Annotated in this window: 15 protein-coding genes; 9 read left to right on the top strand and 6 right to left on the bottom strand. The window is 60.6% G+C overall.

Going from position 1 to position 16,069, the window contains the following annotated elements; all coding sequences use genetic code 11:
- Positions 1–139 precede the first annotated feature (139 nt).
- Positions 140–1,207 (bottom strand): GGDEF domain-containing protein, encoded by a 1,068-nt coding sequence (locus HFO99_RS18235; RefSeq protein ID WP_222362674.1) that lies wholly within the window; start codon positions 1,205–1,207, stop codon positions 140–142.
- A gap of 349 nt (positions 1,208–1,556) precedes the next feature.
- On the opposite strand from HFO99_RS18235, the gene HFO99_RS18230 reads away from it, so the two are divergent.
- On the top strand, positions 1,557–1,715 hold the full coding sequence (locus tag HFO99_RS18230; RefSeq protein ID WP_222362671.1) for a hypothetical protein: 159 nt from the start codon (positions 1,557–1,559) through the stop codon (positions 1,713–1,715).
- A gap of 41 nt (positions 1,716–1,756) precedes the next feature.
- On the opposite strand, the gene HFO99_RS18225 is transcribed toward HFO99_RS18230, so the two are convergent.
- Complete coding sequence (locus HFO99_RS18225; RefSeq protein ID WP_222362668.1) at positions 1,757–3,364, bottom strand: fumarate hydratase; 1,608 nt, start codon at positions 3,362–3,364, stop codon at positions 1,757–1,759.
- 231 nt (positions 3,365–3,595) lie between these two features.
- Here HFO99_RS18225 and HFO99_RS18220 point away from each other — a divergent pair, with 231 nt between their 5' ends.
- Positions 3,596–4,429: a VCBS domain-containing protein gene (locus HFO99_RS18220; RefSeq protein WP_222362666.1), complete on the top strand. Its 834-nt coding sequence runs from the start codon at positions 3,596–3,598 to the stop codon at positions 4,427–4,429.
- Between the two features lie 127 nt (positions 4,430–4,556).
- Here the strand turns inward: HFO99_RS18220 and fumC are convergent, their stop codons facing one another.
- Entirely contained in the window at positions 4,557–5,948 is a 1,392-nt protein-coding gene (fumC, locus tag HFO99_RS18215) for a class II fumarate hydratase (protein ID WP_222362663.1), read from the bottom strand.
- A gap of 90 nt (positions 5,949–6,038) precedes the next feature.
- On the opposite strand from fumC, the gene HFO99_RS18210 reads away from it, so the two are divergent.
- Both HFO99_RS18210 and HFO99_RS18205 read left to right on the top strand, forming a co-directional pair.
- Positions 6,039–6,275, top strand: a complete 237-nt coding sequence (locus HFO99_RS18210; protein ID WP_222362774.1) for a hypothetical protein — start codon at positions 6,039–6,041, stop codon at positions 6,273–6,275.
- Positions 6,276–6,369: 94 nt separating this feature from the next.
- On the top strand, positions 6,370–8,283 hold the full coding sequence (locus tag HFO99_RS18205; protein WP_222362662.1) for a murein L,D-transpeptidase: 1,914 nt from the start codon (positions 6,370–6,372) through the stop codon (positions 8,281–8,283).
- A 138-nt stretch (positions 8,284–8,421) separates the two neighbouring features.
- Here HFO99_RS18205 and HFO99_RS18200 read toward each other — a convergent pair whose 3' ends face one another.
- Complete coding sequence (locus HFO99_RS18200; protein ID WP_222362772.1) at positions 8,422–9,138, bottom strand: HAD family hydrolase; 717 nt, start codon at positions 9,136–9,138, stop codon at positions 8,422–8,424.
- A 225-nt stretch (positions 9,139–9,363) separates the two neighbouring features.
- On the opposite strand from HFO99_RS18200, the gene rpiA reads away from it, so the two are divergent.
- The 3 genes from rpiA to HFO99_RS18185 all read left to right on the top strand — a co-directional run bounded on the left by rpiA (position 9,364) and on the right by HFO99_RS18185 (position 11,022).
- A complete protein-coding gene (rpiA, locus tag HFO99_RS18195) occupies positions 9,364–10,062 on the top strand; it encodes a ribose-5-phosphate isomerase RpiA (RefSeq protein WP_222362660.1) in 699 nt (232 codons plus the stop codon).
- Positions 10,063–10,077: 15 nt separating this feature from the next.
- A complete protein-coding gene (locus HFO99_RS18190; protein ID WP_222362658.1) occupies positions 10,078–10,641 on the top strand; it encodes a DUF2059 domain-containing protein in 564 nt (187 codons plus the stop codon).
- A gap of 96 nt (positions 10,642–10,737) precedes the next feature.
- On the top strand, positions 10,738–11,022 hold the full coding sequence (locus tag HFO99_RS18185) for an acylphosphatase (protein ID WP_222334919.1): 285 nt from the start codon (positions 10,738–10,740) through the stop codon (positions 11,020–11,022).
- 33 nt (positions 11,023–11,055) lie between these two features.
- Here HFO99_RS18185 and HFO99_RS18180 read toward each other — a convergent pair whose 3' ends face one another.
- Entirely contained in the window at positions 11,056–11,268 is a 213-nt protein-coding gene (locus HFO99_RS18180; protein ID WP_029768127.1) for a hypothetical protein, read from the bottom strand.
- A 188-nt stretch (positions 11,269–11,456) separates the two neighbouring features.
- Here HFO99_RS18180 and gor point away from each other — a divergent pair, with 188 nt between their 5' ends.
- Positions 11,457–12,842, top strand: a complete 1,386-nt coding sequence (gene gor, locus HFO99_RS18175) for a glutathione-disulfide reductase (protein WP_222334920.1) — start codon at positions 11,457–11,459, stop codon at positions 12,840–12,842.
- A gap of 205 nt (positions 12,843–13,047) precedes the next feature.
- On the opposite strand, the gene HFO99_RS18170 is transcribed toward gor, so the two are convergent.
- Positions 13,048–14,331, bottom strand: coding sequence for a TadE/TadG family type IV pilus assembly protein (locus tag HFO99_RS18170; RefSeq protein ID WP_222362656.1), 1,284 nt, complete (start codon positions 14,329–14,331; stop codon positions 13,048–13,050).
- A gap of 219 nt (positions 14,332–14,550) precedes the next feature.
- On the opposite strand from HFO99_RS18170, the gene HFO99_RS18165 reads away from it, so the two are divergent.
- Positions 14,551–15,924: a class II 3-deoxy-7-phosphoheptulonate synthase gene (locus tag HFO99_RS18165; protein ID WP_222334930.1), complete on the top strand. Its 1,374-nt coding sequence runs from the start codon at positions 14,551–14,553 to the stop codon at positions 15,922–15,924.
- The last annotated feature ends 145 nt before the right edge of the window (positions 15,925–16,069 follow it).

Below are 16,069 nucleotides of genomic sequence, written 5' to 3'. Positions count from 1 at the left end.
CCTTGTGCCGAGGATCTGCTGCACCGGTTGCAGATGCTCGGGACAAGCCCGAGCATGACGAAACAGGAGTTGGCCGGAGTGCCAGCAGCTTGTCCCCGTCACCTGCCGGTGACAGTGCACGCGCGGCGCCGGATCACCGTCAGGTCTTGTAGATCAGCCAGCTCTTGGTGAAATCCTTCTGCATGCCGTCCTGATAGAGGATGGTGCAGTTGCGGCCGGCATTCTTGGCGCCGTAGAGCGCGATGTCGGTCTTGCTGTAGAGTTCGCCGGCATCCCCGGCGCTGGAGGCCATGCAGATGCCGATCGAGACTGTGACCGGACCGTAATTCACCCGCGTGCGGGAATTCTTGAAGGGTGTCGTCTCCAGCGTGCGGCGGATGCGCTCGGCGATGCCGGTGACTTCCTCGGGCGTGTTACCGTCGATGATGAGGGCGAACTCCTCGCCGCCGGTGCGGGCGACGAAGATGTCGCGACGGACATTGCTGCGGATGACGGAAGCTACGGTAGCGAGCACCTTGTCGCCGACCGGATGGCCGTAGGTGTCGTTTATCTTCTTGAAATTGTCGATGTCGCAGAGCAGCAGCGCCGTCACCGGCCGCATGCTCGAATTGTCGAAGATGGCGGCGAGGCGGTCGTCGAAGGCGCGGCGGTTGGAAAGGCGCGTCAGCGAGTCGGTGTTGGCGATGCGCTTGTATTCGTCGAGTTCCTTGCGGACCTGATCCATCTCCTGCGAGCGCTGGACGACGTCCTCGACGGTGCGTTCGCCATGCGCCATGGTGTCGCCGGTTGCCTGGCTCAGGAGATCGATGGCGTTTTCGATCAGTTCGGCGCTGGCATTGCTCTTGGAGGTGATGCGCTTGTGGGTCTCGCCGAGCAGTCTGGTGTAGCTTTCCAGCGAACTCTGCTCCTGCCTGAGAATGCGCAGCAGGCCATCGAGCTCGCCTGATATGCGCGTATGGGCATCGTCGAAGACACGGGCCGGGCTGTGGGTGAAGTGCTGCGCGCCGAGCGCATCGAGTTCGGCCTGGGTTACCTGGCCGCCGAGGGCCGCGAGCTCGCGGGTCAGGGCTGGATTGGAGCCGATATAGGCCTCGTAGAAGAGTTGGTAATTGCGCGGTATCGGCGCGACGCTCATGGAGCGCATGGCATAGGTGATCTGACCCGCAACGTCGGGAACCGGCACCTTGGGCGCGACAGCCGTATTCATCCGGCGAACTCCTCATATATTCAAAGGCAATATTCTATTTGTTAGCTTAAATTTCTTGGGAAAAGATTAAAGCGATATATACCGAAGATTACATACGACAAATGCCCCATGGGGCAATACTTCGATCAGACCTATGATTCTCCACGGAAAAACGTATCTTTAGTGGGACAGTGCATACTCGCTGGGCGGGTACAGTGTCTGAAAAAACTTACAGTTCTTCTCTGCCGCAGACCGTATTCATCTTGTCGACAGCTGGTTTTGGCCGTTTCGTATTGCAGCGCCAATATTTCGCAAGGATATTTCCTGGGCAGCGGGCGCGATCGCAGCTCGCAAACCAGGGGGTGAGATGATGGAAACGTCGCGCTCTATTTCTTTCGCCATCCTCGCCCTTACCGTTTTCGCCGCTGGGGCCTTGCTTCTGGAGCACACCGGCTTCTTCGCCGGGCGCACGGAGATCCTCGCAAGGGTCGATGGCGCGCAGAATACAGAATATAAGCGCGTCGGATAAGGCGTCGGCTCGGTAAAGCAGGCGGCAACGCAGCCCGCCACTCACCCCAAATTTAGCTCCTGGAAAAAATCATTGCCCTTGTCGTCGATGACGATGAAGGCAGGGAAGTCTTCGACGTCGATCTTCCAGACGGCTTCCATGCCGAGCTCGGGATATTCGAAGACTTCGACCTTGCGGATACAGTCCTGGGCAAGACGGGCGGCGGGGCCGCCGATCGAGCCTAAGTAAAAGCCGCCATGTTTCTTGCAGGCCTCGCGCACGGCGCGCGAACGGTTGCCCTTGGCGAGCATTATCATCGAGCCGCCGAAGGATTGGAACTGGTCGACGTAGCTGTCCATGCGCCCGGCGGTCGTCGGACCGAAGGAGCCGGAGGCGTAACCTGCAGGCGTCTTGGCGGGGCCGGCATAATAGACTGGGTGGTTCTTCAGGTAATCCGGCATGCCTTCGCCCTTTTCCAGCCGCTCGCGGATCTTGGCATGCGCCAGGTCGCGAGCGACGATGATGGTGCCCGATAGCGACAGGCGCGTCTTGACCGGATGCCTGGAGAGCTCGGTGAGCACCTCGGCCATCGGCCGGTTGAGATCAATGCGCACCGTCGATTCCGACAGTTGGGCCTCATCGATCTCGGGCATGTATTTCGACGGATCGGTTTCGAGCTGCTCGACGAAAATGCCGTCGCGGGTGATGCGGCCCTTGGCCTGGCGGTCGGCGGAACAGGAGACGCCGAGGCCGATCGGCAGCGAGGCGCCGTGGCGGGGCAGGCGGATGACGCGCACGTCATGGCAGAAATACTTGCCGCCGAACTGGGCGCCGACGCCCATTTGCTGCGTCAGTCGGTGGATTTCCTTCTCCATCTCGATGTCGCGGAAGGCGTGGCCGCTCTCGGACCCTTCGGTCGGCAGCTCGTCGAGATAGCGGGTGGAGGCGAGCTTGACCGTTTTCAGGTTCATCTCGGCCGAGGTGCCGCCGATGACGATCGCCAGATGATAGGGAGGACAGGCTGCCGTCCCTAACGTCAGGATCTTCTCCTTGAGGAAGTCGATCATGCGATCGTGCGTCAGGAGCGAGGGCGTGCCTTGGTAGAGAAAGGTCTTGTTGGCCGAGCCGCCGCCCTTGGCGACGAAGAGGAATTCATAGGCGTCGGTGCCTTCCTCGTAGATGTCGATCTGGGCCGGCAGATTGTTCCTGGTATTCTTCTCCTCGAACATTTTGACCGGCGCGAGCTGCGAGTAACGCAGGTTCTTCTTCTCATAGGCATCCAGGACGCCGCGGGCCAGCGCCGCCGTATCCTCGCCTTCGGTCCACACCCTGCGGCCCTTCTTGCCCATGATGATCGCCGTGCCGGTATCCTGGCACATGGGCAGCACGCCGCCAGCGGCGATATTGGCGTTCTTCAGGAGATCGTAGGCGACGAAACGGTCATTGTCTGTGGCCTCGGGGTCGTCGAGGATCGAGGCAAGCTGCTTCAGATGGCCGGGGCGCAGCAGATGGTTGATATCGGCAAAGGCGGTTTCGGCCAGCAGGCGAATGCCTTCCGGCTCGACGGTCAGGATCTCCTGGCCCTTGAACGTATCGACCGAGACATGGCCGCCGCTGATCTTGCGATAGGGGGTGGCATCCTTGCCGAGGGGGAAGAGATCGTCAGCCATCGAAGTGACCTTTCTGGTAGGGCGTCGCTAGATTGGAACCGGTCTAAATCCGCTGCCGGGCAAATGCAATCGGGATGCGGCGGAGTCTGGCAGGTTAAGCCATGGTCGCGCGTGCTGCGTCACGCGCAGTGGATGAGGCTAGTGTAATAGCCTCGACAAAAACGACTCCAGGTTGCCTTCTGCTCGAGGCCAGTTCATATTCCCGGCAGCGTTAACCTGCCGGGGCTTCCAATGACAAATGCAAAGCCAACTGCTGTCGACGACCTTCTCGTTTTTTTCGAAGACAATTGGATCCGCGGGAATCTGCTGCGCCTCTCCAGCGATCCGGAGGGAGCGGACATGTATGTTCGCTTCGTCAATGGCGTGCGTATCGACGCCAAACATGGACCTGACCACGAAACGATCATAAGGGGCGAATACGGAACCTTCAGACTTAAACCTGACGGTCACTTCGAGTACGAGCTGGACTACACGCTCGACGTCGTGAAAAATTTAACGAAATACGATCAGCTCATCGAGAAGCTGAGCTTCAAGATGTCCGATGGCTCAGGAGGCACGGACCTCGGCGTGTTGACGCTCGCGATCGACGGCGTCAACGAAGGCGACAAATACCACGAAATCCCGGATTTCGACGATTTGGGCGTCACGTCGAGGGCCGATAATTTCTCTCTGCCTGATTATCGCAACTTTGCGCTCTCGGTGAATGGAAGCCACGAGGTGACGCTTCTGAACGGGTATGTCCATGATACCATCCCGGGTGTCGACGCCATCACCGAGGACGGTTTCAGCGATACCGTTCTATCGCCGGGTTCTGCGCCCGTAAGCTTGAAAATGCTCGATGGCGGGGAATTCACCTTTCAGAGCGTTTCGATTGCCGAATTGTCGGCAGCGCCCTTTCACCTGACGCTCACCGCGCTGAACGACGGCCAGATCGTTTATCAGCAGGAGCTCGAGGTCACCGGCCCCACTCTCGAGGTCAATCTCGAAGACATCGAAGAAATCCGTTTCGACTTCATGGGCAATTCCGTCGTGATGGACAATTTTTCGCTGTTTGCCCTGCTATAGGCTTGAGGGAGTTGCGGCATATCCCCTTCTCCCCGCGAGCGGGGGTCCGAAGGACGGGTCGAGACCTGTGGCTCGACCCAAGTTGGTGGCGGCAGCCGGCTCAGGGGCTGTGGCCTATGCGACCTTCCTACTTCGGCCCGATCATCGTTTCCGGGCGCACGATCTCGTCGTACTCTTCCGATGTCACCAGGCCGCTGGCGAGGGCCTCTTCCTTCAGCGTCGTGCCGTTCTTGTGCGCCGTCTTGGCGATCTTCGCGGCTGCGTCGTAGCCGATTTTCGGGGCGAGTGCGGTCACCAGCATCAGCGAGCGTTCGAGGCCTGCCTTGATATTGTCCTCGCGCGCCTCGATGCCGACGACGCAGTTGTCGGTGAAGGAGACGGCGGCGTCGGCGAGCAGTTGCACCGACTGCAGGAAATTATAGGCCATCATCGGATTGTAGACGTTGAGTTCGAAATGGCCCTGGCTGTCGGCGAAGGTCAGAGCCGCGTTGTTGCCGAATATATGGATGCAGACCTGGGTCAGCGCCTCGCACTGGGTCGGATTGACCTTGCCGGGCATGATCGAGGAGCCGGGCTCGTTTTCCGGCAAGGCCAGCTCGCCGAGGCCGGCGCGCGGGCCGGAACCGAGCAAGCGGATATCGTTGGCGATCTTGAAGAGGGCGGCGGCTGCCGCATTGATGGCTCCATGGGAAAAGACCATGCTGTCATGCGAGGCGAGCGCCTCGAACTTGTTCGGCGCGGTGACAAAAGGCATGCCTGTGATCGCAGCGATCTCTTCGGCGACCTTTTCGGCAAAACCCACCGGCGCGTTGAGGCCAGTGCCGACGGCAGTGCCGCCCTGGGCGAGTTCGCAAAGGCCGGGCAGGGTCATTTCGATGCGCTTGATGGCGGAGCCGACCTGAGCGGCATATCCCGAAAATTCCTGGCCGAGCGTCAACGGCGTCGCATCCTGGGTGTGGGTGCGGCCGATCTTGATGATGTGGCTGAATTCGGTGACCTTCATGTCGAGGGCGGCATGCAGGTGCTTCAGGGCTGGCAGCAGGTGATGGGCGATCCGTTCGGCGCAGGCGATGTGCATGGCCGTCGGATAGGTGTCGTTCGACGACTGGCTCATATTGACGTGGTCGTTCGGATGCACCGGCTTCTTGGAACCCATGACGCCGCCAAGCATTTCTATTGCACGATTGGAGATTACTTCGTTGGCATTCATATTGGACTGTGTGCCCGAACCGGTCTGCCAGACGACCAGCGGAAAGTGGTCGTTCAGCTTGCCGTCGATCACCTCCTGGGCGGCGTCGCCGATCGCTTTGCCGAGGGCAGGATCGAGCTGGCCGAGCGACACATTGGCGCGGGCGGCGGCCTGTTTGACGATGCCGAGCGCACGCACGATCGACAGCGGCTGCTTTTCCCAGCCGATCTTGAAATTGCCGAGCGAACGCTCGGCCTGGGCGCCCCAGTATCGGTCGGCGGCGACGTCGATCGGGCCAAAAGTATCGGTTTCGGTGCGCGTTGCGGTCATCAGCCTTGCCTTCCCTTACATGCTGTTTTCGGGCATCTTCGAAAGATGAGGTCTTATAGGTTGGAAAGCCGAACAAGAAAACTGGACGCCGTGCGAAATATTGAAATCGGAAGTCATGTTTGCGCAAGCTTTTCGGCGTGCTTTTTAAGCCACTTTGGAAATTTTATGCGTCCGGGCGTTATCGCCACACTAGTCTGGGAGCGAGAATTCGGTAAAAAATTAACTAATAATTTCATAATTTTGTGTGAACTGCTGCGCGGCGCCGTGCAGGATCTCCGTCACACAAAATTGAGTCCGCCAGCGCTGGCGGCGCAGGCCGGTTTCTGATCAATGAGGCCCTACGCTGCTTGAGTTTCGCGGGATTTGAGCTTGAGCCTTGCGCTCGTGACAAGAACAGCATGACACCGGGACTGGAAGATATATGACGTTCGTTTTGAAAAGCGCGGTATCCGCATTGGCACTCTCCTGCGGCCTGGCAGTGATGAGTGCTGCTCCCGCGCATGCCTATACGCTGATGGATATGCTGCGCGGCGACAGGCAGCGGACCCAGAGCACCATCTTCATGGACCAGATGCCGCCCGGCCGTGTAGGCCAGCGCGGCGGCATCGGCGGATCGCTTGGCGGGCTCGACCCTGAGGCGCCGCTGCCGAAGGTGAGCGGTCCGCGTTATTATGCCTACAAAACCGAGACGCTGCAGTTCGTCGATACCGGCAAGTTCGCCGATCCCGTCGTCACCGGCGCAGTCGCCGATGTTTCGGGCAGCGGCGATGCCAGCGCCGAACCCGCCGTACAGCGCCGTTTCCTGGCGCAGGCCAAGGTGCGCGCCAATGCCGACGTCGCAAAAGCGCTCGAAGCCTACTACGGCGACAGCCGCAATCCGCTCGTCTGGGTCGAGGGCAACCGGATCAACGACCGCGCCAAGTCGGCGATGTCAGTTCTTGCCGATGCGGCCTTCGTCGGCCTCGACCCAGAAGATTACGCCGTCCAGGCTCCTGATATCGACCCGGCCAATCCCGATCCCGCCTTCCGCGACCGGGCGCTGACACAGTTTGAGCTCGAACTCTCCGCCAAAGTGCTCGCCTTTGTGCAGGATACGGTGCGCGGCCGCATCGATCCGAACAAGATCTCCGGCTATCACGACTTCCAGCGCAAGGTGGTCAATCTGGCCCCGGTGCTGAAGCTTGCCCGCATGAGCCCCGATGTCGGCGCCTACATCGCCAGTCGCTCGCCTGATAGTCCGCAATTCCTGGCGCTCAAGGCGGAGCTTGCAAAGCTTCGCGCCGCCGATGGCGGCAATGAGGAGCGAATCGTCGTTTCGCTCGACAATTTGCTGAGGCCTGGCGACAGCTCGCCCGAGATCGCCAATATCGTCAAGGCGATCGGCAAGCACGGCTCCGAAACGTTGAGGACCGATCATGCGGCAACGCTTGCCGCTTACGCAGGCAGCAGCGACTATTCGCCTGATATCGTTTCGCTGGTCGAGGACTTCCAGAAGGAGCGCGGGCTGAAGCCCGATGGCGTTATCGGCCAGGCGACCGTGCGCGCCATGACCGGCGGCGACACCAATGCCTCGAAGATCGACAAGCTCGTCGTCGCTATGGAGCAGGCGCGCTGGCTGCCGGAAGATCTTGGTTCCCGCTACGTTATGATCAACCAGCCCGCCTACATGGTCTACTACCACAATGACGGCAAGGAACAGCTGTCGATGCGCGTGGTGGTCGGCGGCAAGAACAATCAGACCTATTTCTTCGACGACGAGATCGAGACGGTGGAATTCAACCCTTTCTGGGGCGTGCCGCAGTCGATCATCATCAACGAGATGCTGCCGAAGCTGCGCTCGGATCCGAACTATCTCGACCAGCTCGGTTATGAAGTCGAGGTGAACGGCCATGCCGTCGCCTCTTCAAGCGTCGACTGGTACGGCTCGACCGATAACGTCTCGGTGCGCCAGCCGCCGAGCAGCGACAATGCGCTCGGCGAACTCAAGATCCTGTTCCCGAACAGCCACGCGATCTACATGCACGACACGCCGTCGAAGAGCTTCTTCAAGCGCGACATGCGGGCGCTGAGCCACGGTTGCGTGCGCCTTGCCGATCCGCGTGCGATGGCGGCTGCGGTGCTCAGCACGACGGTCGACGACGTCGCCAAGCAGATCGCCAACGGGCAGAACCATGCGGTGCGCGTGCCGCAGAAGATCCCGGTCTACGTCTCCTACTTCACGGCTTGGCCGAACAAGGACGGCGTGGTGGAATATTTCGACGACGTCTACGGCCGCGACGCCTATGTCGACAAGGCCTTCGACGCGACGACCAAGGCACGTGGAGCGCAGATCTGATAATCGAATCGGATTACAGTGATGCTGGCGGGCGGTCTTTGGGCCGCCCGTTTTTTTTGCAGCGAGCGCGCAATGGGAACAAGTGGAGAGGGCGTCCCGTGTGGCGCCTCAGCAGAAAGCGGAGAGACGGCTCCGATCTCAGACGGCAACCTTCTCCGCGTATTCCCGTAACAGCATTTCCACCAGCTCCGATGTCAGCTCATCGAAATGGGTGATGATAACATCCGGATTGAGGCTCGAAACCGGCACGTCGGAATAACCGAACGGCACGGCAATCGAGGGGACGCCGGCATTCTTGGCAACGGCGATGTCGTTGATGCTGTCGCCAATCATCACCGTGCGCGCGATGTCGCCGCCGGCACGCTCGATGGTGCCGGTGAGATGGCGGGCGTCGGGCTTGCGCACTGGGAAGGTGTCGCCGCCTGATATTGCGTCGAAATATCGGGTGAGGTCGAGCTTGTCGAGCAGGCCGAGTGCCAGGCTTTCCATCTTGTTGGTGCAGACGGCAAGGCGGTAACCTTCGGATCTAAGCCGGTCCATGGCGGCGATTAGGCCGGGATAGGGTTCGGTACGGCCTGGCATGTTGCCGGCATAGTGGGCAACGAAACGCTCGACCAGCTGCGGCAGGGCGTCGCCTTCGAGCGGATGGCCGCGCAGCCGGCAGGCGCGCTCGATCATCACGCGCGCGCCTTGGCCGACGAGATGGGTGAGTTCGTCATAGCTGACCGGTTCGAGGTCAAGGGCCGAGATCGTATGGTTCAGGCTCTCGACCAGGTCCACATGGGTATCGAGGAGGGTGCCGTCGAGATCGAAGACGACAAGCGCTGGGCTAGCGGGGGCAGGGGTCAAGGGCATGTCTCTTTGAGCGATGGTCGTCTTGAGGAGCAATGGATCGTCCTAGGGAGCGGTGGATCGTCCCTGAGGTAGGCGATCGCGCGGCGGAAAGCAACGTCCGGCGATGGCTGGGAAGGCCGCAGGCCTCTGTTTCGGCTTTTCATTTTCCGTGATGATTTTGACTTTCGTTTGCCAGGCGAGCCGTGTAAACAGCACATCCAACGCAATAATTGGAGCTGGCGGCGCATGGATGCCCGCGAAATGAAGATCAAGGCCGCCGAGGCCGCACTCGCCCATGTCGAAGGCGGGATGCGCCTCGGGATCGGCACCGGCAGCACGGCGGAAGAATTCGTTCGCCTGCTGGCAGAGAAGGTCGCGGGCGGCTTCAGGGTCGAAGGCGTTCCGACGTCCGAAAGAACCGCGCGACTCTGCGTCGAACTCGGCGTGCCGTTGAGGTCGCTCGACGAGCTGCCGGCGCTCGACCTGACGATTGATGGCGCCGACGAGGTCGATACGGGGCTCAGGCTGATCAAGGGCGGCGGCGGTGCGCTGCTGCGCGAAAAGATCGTCGCAGCCGCCTCCGAGCGGATGATCGTCATTGCCGACGAGAGCAAGTTGGTCGAAATGCTCGGCGCCTTCGCGCTGCCGATCGAGGTCAATCAGTTCGGGCTCGTCTCGACGCGCATCGCGATCGAAAAGGTCGCGGCCCGGCTCGGCCTCTCGGGTGAACTCGCTCTGCGCCAGTCGGGTGACGGAGAGTTTACCACGGATGGCGGCCATCACATCATTGATGCATCTTTTGGCCGCATTCCTGATGCAGAGGCGCTTTCGAGCGAGCTGAATTCCATACCCGGCGTCGTCGAACACGGGCTCTTTATCAATATGGCGGCACTTGCGATCATTGCCGGTCCTGCGGGTGTGCGCACACTGCAGGCAAACAGATAACAGGAGCATATACTCATGATGAACATTGCAGGTCTTGGCCGTCTCGCCGCTGCGGCCGTCGTTCTTTCCGGGCTTGCCTTCGGCTCCGTCGCTAAGGCGCAGGAAGTCTCCGAGGAGCAGCTGAAGGCATCTCGCGCGGCGATCGACGCCATTGGCGCCACTGCCCAGTTCGACAACATCCTGCCTGGTCTCGCCGAGCGCCTGAAGGCCGGCCTGATCCAGGATTCGCCGAACTACCAGGACATCATTTCATCCACGGTCGACGCGCAGGCGCTGGCGCTGGCGCCGCGCCGCGGCGATCTGGAGAAGGAGGCGGCACTCACCTATGCCAAGACCTTCTCCGTCGATGAGCTGAAGGCGATCGCTGACTTCTATAATTCCGACGTCGGCAAGAAGCTGCTGCGTGACGGCCCGGTTGCCTCGCGCGAGACGGCGAAGGCTGCCGACATCTGGGCGCAGGGCATTTCCCGCGACCTGGAAAAGCAGAGTAACGCCGAGCTTTCCAAGGTCATCAAAGCACCGCCGCCGGCAACCGACAGCCCGACCGCCCCGGCGCCGGCACCGGCTGCCCAGCAGTAAGACCTGCGCCATCACATTTGCAAAAGCCCGGCATCGTCCGGGCTTTTTTGCTATGATGCGGCAAATGCCGCGGCGAGGCTTCAGGTGACTGCAGACATGTCCGATCGTTACAAGGCTGTCCGAGTACGCATATCCGGCAAGGTCCAGGGCGTCGGTTTTCGCATGTGGACGCGCGACGAGGCGGTGCGGCTCGGTTTGACGGGCTGGGTTCGCAATGAAGAGAACGGGGCCGTCGTCGCTTTGATCGCAGGTCCCGACGCCGCCGTCACGACAATGATCGAGCGTTTCGGGCGCGGGCCTTTAGGGTCATCGGTTTCGGGCATCGAGACGGAAGCCGTGCAGCTTGAGAAGAAGCCGTCGGAATTCCGCATCACCGGCTAAGCGCAGCAATCGGCCGGCGGGTGCAATCAGCCCCTATGCGTTCGGGTTCTTTGCAAGTTGCCACACACCCTCCTCATCCGGCTCCACGCGCTTGTTGCCGCGGTAGAATATCGGCAGTCTCGTCTTCTTGTCGATCGAGAAACGGCTCGGCGTATATTTTTCGTCCTCATGGCCCTGAATGGCGAGGCCGAGCGCTTCCTTGAATTTGCCTGCCCTGCACAGGTTGGTGAAGAGAGTTTGATCCATCTTTTGCTCCGGCATTCTGTTCCATCCCTTGGATTGCCTGCCAGCCTTCGGCGACCGCGTCAATCGCAGCCGTTTACAACGAAGATTCGGCGATGGGAACGGGATGACGCAGGAGCGGGCTTTTGTTTTCGTGATGATCGCCCCTATATCAGGAACATCCTTCCTGCGATTCCCTTCCGGAGCTCCTCATGTCTTCCTACGACTACGACCTCTTCGTCATCGGTGGCGGTTCCGGAGGCGTGCGCGGCGCGCGTGTCGCCGCCTCGCTCGGCAAGAAGGTGGCGATCGCCGAGGAGTACCGCTACGGCGGCACCTGCGTCATCCGCGGCTGCGTGCCGAAGAAGCTCTTCGTCTACGCCTCGCAGTTCCACGAGCATTTCGAGGATGCGGCGGGCTTCGGCTGGACGGTTGGCGAAAGCAGCTTCGACTGGAAGAAGCTGGTGGCGGCCAAGGATGTTGAAATCGCCCGTCTGGAAGGCCTCTACAAGAAAGGTCTCGCCGGCGCCAATGCCGAAATCCTGGAAACGCGCGCAGAGCTCGTCGATGCCCATACGGTCCGGCTGCTGAAGACTGGACAGACGGTGACGGCCAAGACGATCGTGATTGCCACCGGCGGACGGCCGAACCCGCATGCAGCCCTTCCCGGTCACGAACTCTGCATCTCCTCCAACGAGGCCTTTCATCTTGAAGAGTTGCCGAAATCGATCGTCATCGCCGGCGGCGGCTATATTGCCGTCGAATTCGCCAATATCTTCCATGGCCTCGGCGTCGAGACGACGCTGATCTATCGCGGCGCCGAGATCTTGTCGCGCTTCGACGAGGATCTGAGACGCGGGCTGCACGAGGCTATGGTCGCCAAGGGCATCCGCATCCTCTGCCACGACACGCTGCAGAAGGTTTCGAAGGGTGAGGACGGGCTCATTCTGGAGACACTGAATAACGGCACGCTGCAGGCCGGCGTCGTCATGCTGGCGCTCGGGCGCGAACCGAACAGCGAAGGCCTCGGCCTCGAGGCGGCCGGCGTCGCCGTCGACGAACGCGGCGCCGTTATCGTCGATGAATATTCCCGCACCAATGTTGAAAACATCTATGCGCTCGGTGATGTCACCAACCGGGTACAGCTGACGCCGGTGGCGATCCACGAGGCGATGTGCTTCATCGAGACCGAATACAAGAACAATCCGACCCGGCCGGACTACGAGCTGATCCCGACCGCCGTCTTCTCGCAGCCGGAGATCGGCACTGTCGGCCTCTCGGAAGAGGATGCAGGCAAACGTTACGGCGAGCTCGAGGTTTACCGTGCCCAGTTCCGGCCGCTGAAGGCCACGCTCTCCGGCCGAACCGAGCGGATGATCATGAAGCTGATCGTCGATGCGGCGAGCCGTAGGGTGGTGGGCGCCCATATCCTCGGCCACGATGCCGGCGAGATGGCGCAGTTGCTCGGCATCACACTGAAGGCCGGCTGCACCAAGGACGATTTCGACCGCACGATGGCGCTGCATCCAACCGCCGCCGAAGAGCTCGTGACCATGTATGCGCCGAGCTATAGGATCCGCGACGGCAAGCGGCTTTGAGCCGCGACGGGCTTTAGCTCTTTGTTTTATGCATGTCGTTGACCCGGAACTGCTGCACACTTCCGGGCGACATGCATTAGATGTGAGCTTTCAGGAGGTTGTCCAATTAGAGCGCCGTGTGTCCTTCGGACGCATAAAGGAACGCTCTAACTTTTTGAATTTGCGTATCGTGCTTTCCGAAAATCGATTTCGATTTTCGGACGCGCTAGCTGGTGATGCGCGGCGCCCGGATGACCTTCAGGAAAAGCGCTTTCATCGCATCGGCGATACCTTGGGTCGGCGTCACCTCGAAATAGAGGCCGGGCGAAGCGCATGCCTGCATCTTCGTCGGAATCTCGCTCTGGAAGGGGCTGATCCATTTGTTGTACCAATCGTTGCTCGGCAACGGCAGGTAGGTGGTGTAGAGCACGGCGATCTTGACGCCGCGATCCTTCAGCGGCTTGCAGAAGGAGATGTCGATCGGTTCCTGACAGCGGCCGCCGGTCGTCTTCTTGGTGCATGTCGACGGCTTGTAGCTGTCGCCGACGCCATCGGAAACGAAGAACAGGATCTTTTCGGGGCTGATATTCGACGTGCCGTCACCGGCCGGATCGATGATGGTATTCATCTGGGTCAGGGCGCTATCGAAGCTCGTGAGCTGGTCCTGGTTGTAGTTCTGGTAGGGGATCGTCATCAGGTCGACGGCGTCAGTGTAATTCTTCACCTTCGTCAGGTCGGAGGTGGGGCTGGAGATCGTCGTCAGCTTGGCGTCTTCGGCCTTGGTGCCGAAAGTATAGACGCCCATGCGGAACTGGTCGCTGCTGACCCGTTCGGTTTTGGCCGTATCGGTCAACGCCTGGGTTGCCTGGCGCACGACGTCGATGCGCATGGCGACGCCGAGGCTCTTGGCGATGGTGTAATTGTTGGTGCTCTGGTCCATCTGATGGCAGGCAAAGGCGCAGCCTGTTTTTGCCTGCAGCTTGGAAACATCGGTCGCGGTTGCGCCGACGCCCATGGACGGCGTGTTGTCGAGCAGGATGTAGAAATCCATGAAGGCGGCGGTTTGATATTCGGCCGTCGCAACGCCCGACATCGTGATCGAGTCCCGCCCGAGGATGCGCATGAAGGTTGTGGGCACGGTCGCGCTGAAGGAAACCTGCGAATTCAGCTTGTTGGCGGTCTTGATGACGTCGATGCCGAGATCGACATGAACGTCGGTCAACTCCCCGGACATTTGAGATATGAAAATGCTGCGGGCGTCGTCTTTGCCGAGCGAGATCGTGCCGTTGCCGCTCATGGTCATGGCGGTTGCGACCGCGCCGGATTTCTCGGCGATCGAACCGACGGCGGCAGCATCGGCGGCGGCGTAAAGCTGTGTCCTCAGGCTGAGCGCATGGGCGAAATCCACCGCCATGCCGGCCGCACCAAAGAGCGGTACGACCAGCAGCGCCGTCATGATGCCAAAATTGCCCGAGCGGTCCGATATGAAACCGGGCGGAAGGATCGCCATGCCATGTCCCCGATGTTGAAACTCTTTGCGGTTCTACATTGAAAGTCTAAAATATGGGGAAATCGACATGGTATATGCGGGTTTAACCAGACAACAGCGGGCGGCGGTAGTGAGGCGACAACTGTCGGCGATTGGTCTTTGCAAGCCTGACCTAAAGGTCTATAAGCCGCCGCATATTGAGGACATCCTAAGGCAGGGATGTGAGAACAGGTGAGTGAGATGGCAGAAAATTGGACCCCGAGCAGCTGGCGGCAAAAACCGATCCTGCAGGTTCCGGATTATCCCGACGCAGCCGCTTTGGCGGCAACGGAAGCCACGCTTGCCAGCTATCCGCCGCTCGTTTTTGCAGGTGAAGCACGCCGCCTGAAGAAGCATCTCGCCAATGTCGCCGAAGGCAACGGCTTCCTGCTGCAGGGCGGCGATTGCGCCGAGAGCTTCGCCGAACACGGCGCCGACAATATCCGTGACTTCTTCCGCGCCTTCCTGCAGATGGCCGTCGTACTGACCTTCGGGGCGCAACTGCCGGTCGTCAAGGTCGGCCGCATCGCCGGCCAGTTCGCCAAGCCGCGTTCGTCGAATGTCGAGAAGCAGGGCGACGTGACGCTGCCGGCCTATCGCGGCGACATCATCAACGGCATCGAATTCACCGAGGAGTCGCGCATTCCGAACCCGGAGCGCCAGGCCATGGCCTACCGCCAGTCGGCCGCGACGCTGAATCTTCTGCGCGCCTTTGCGATGGGCGGCTACGCCAATCTCGAAAACGTGCACCAGTGGATGCTCGGCTTCGTCAAGGACAGCCCGCAGGGCGAGCGCTACCGCAAGCTTGCCGACCGCATCAGCGAGACCATGGATTTCATGACGGCGATCGGCATCACGTCGGAAAACCATCCGGCGCTCCGCGAGACCGATTTCTTCACCAGCCACGAGGCGCTGCTGCTCGGTTACGAAGAAGCGCTGACGCGCGTCGATTCCACCTCGGGCGACTGGTATGCAACGTCGGGCCACATGATCTGGATCGGTGACCGCACGCGCCAGGCCGACCATGCGCATGTCGAATATTGCCGCGGCATCAAGAACCCGATCGGCCTGAAATGCGGCCCGTCTCTGCAGGCCGACGACCTGCTGCAGCTGATCGACATCCTGAATCCTGCCAACGAGGCCGGGCGACTGACGCTGATCTGCCGCTTCGGCCATGAGAAGGTCGCCGACAGCCTGCCGAAGCTCATTCGCGCGGTCGAGCGCGAGGGCCGCAAGGTCGTCTGGTCCTGCGATCCGATGCACGGCAACACGATTACGCTCAACAACTACAAGACCCGTCCCTTCGAGCGGATCCTGTCGGAAGTCGAAAGCTTCTTCCAGATCCACCGCGCCGAAGGCTCGCATCCGGGCGGCATCCATATCGAGATGACCGGCAAGGACGTGACCGAGTGCACCGGCGGCGCCCGCGCCGTTACCGCAGAAGACCTGCAGGACCGCTACCACACCCATTGCGATCCGCGCCTCAATGCCGACCAGGCGCTCGAGCTGGCCTTCCTGCTTGCCGAGCGCATGAAAGGCGGCCGCGACGAAAAGCGCATGGTCGCCAACGGCTGAGACTACAGCGCCGCGCGTCTGAAAAGACGCGCAAAGCACGCTGTAGCATTTTGAATTGCTGCTTAATTTTGCCCTTAAATCGATTCCGATTTAAGGAATTATGCAGCAGCCTGAAACGGATGATGAAAAGCCCGGCGCAGTGACG

The sequence above is a fragment of the Rhizobium leguminosarum genome (assembly GCF_019798305.1).
Taxonomy (GTDB): Bacteria; Pseudomonadota; Alphaproteobacteria; order Rhizobiales; family Rhizobiaceae; genus Rhizobium; species Rhizobium leguminosarum_U.
This window is presented reverse-complemented; position numbering and strand designations above follow the sequence as displayed.

What these genes read in the sequence shown, in the direction of transcription:
- HFO99_RS18235 (WP_222362674.1), bottom strand. Translation starts at nt 1,207, where the DNA reads ATGAATACGGCTGTCGCGCCCAAGGTGCCGGTTCCCGACGTTGCGGGT.
- HFO99_RS18230 (WP_222362671.1), top strand. Translation starts at nt 1,557, where the DNA reads ATGGAAACGTCGCGCTCTATTTCTTTCGCCATCCTCGCCCTTACCGTT.
- HFO99_RS18225 (WP_222362668.1), bottom strand. Translation starts at nt 3,364, where the DNA reads ATGGCTGACGATCTCTTCCCCCTCGGCAAGGATGCCACCCCCTATCGC.
- HFO99_RS18220 (WP_222362666.1), top strand. Translation starts at nt 3,596, where the DNA reads ATGACAAATGCAAAGCCAACTGCTGTCGACGACCTTCTCGTTTTTTTC.
- fumC (WP_222362663.1), bottom strand. Translation starts at nt 5,948, where the DNA reads ATGACCGCAACGCGCACCGAAACCGATACTTTTGGCCCGATCGACGTC.
- HFO99_RS18205 (WP_222362662.1), top strand. Translation starts at nt 6,370, where the DNA reads ATGACGTTCGTTTTGAAAAGCGCGGTATCCGCATTGGCACTCTCCTGC.
- HFO99_RS18200 (WP_222362772.1), bottom strand. Translation starts at nt 9,138, where the DNA reads ATGCCCTTGACCCCTGCCCCCGCTAGCCCAGCGCTTGTCGTCTTCGAT.
- rpiA (WP_222362660.1), top strand. Translation starts at nt 9,364, where the DNA reads ATGGATGCCCGCGAAATGAAGATCAAGGCCGCCGAGGCCGCACTCGCC.
- HFO99_RS18190 (WP_222362658.1), top strand. Translation starts at nt 10,078, where the DNA reads ATGATGAACATTGCAGGTCTTGGCCGTCTCGCCGCTGCGGCCGTCGTT.
- HFO99_RS18185 (WP_222334919.1), top strand. Translation starts at nt 10,738, where the DNA reads ATGTCCGATCGTTACAAGGCTGTCCGAGTACGCATATCCGGCAAGGTC.
- HFO99_RS18180 (WP_029768127.1), bottom strand. Translation starts at nt 11,268, where the DNA reads ATGGATCAAACTCTCTTCACCAACCTGTGCAGGGCAGGCAAATTCAAG.
- gor (WP_222334920.1), top strand. Translation starts at nt 11,457, where the DNA reads ATGTCTTCCTACGACTACGACCTCTTCGTCATCGGTGGCGGTTCCGGA.
- HFO99_RS18170 (WP_222362656.1), bottom strand. Translation starts at nt 14,331, where the DNA reads ATGGCGATCCTTCCGCCCGGTTTCATATCGGACCGCTCGGGCAATTTT.
- HFO99_RS18165 (WP_222334930.1), top strand. Translation starts at nt 14,551, where the DNA reads ATGGCAGAAAATTGGACCCCGAGCAGCTGGCGGCAAAAACCGATCCTG.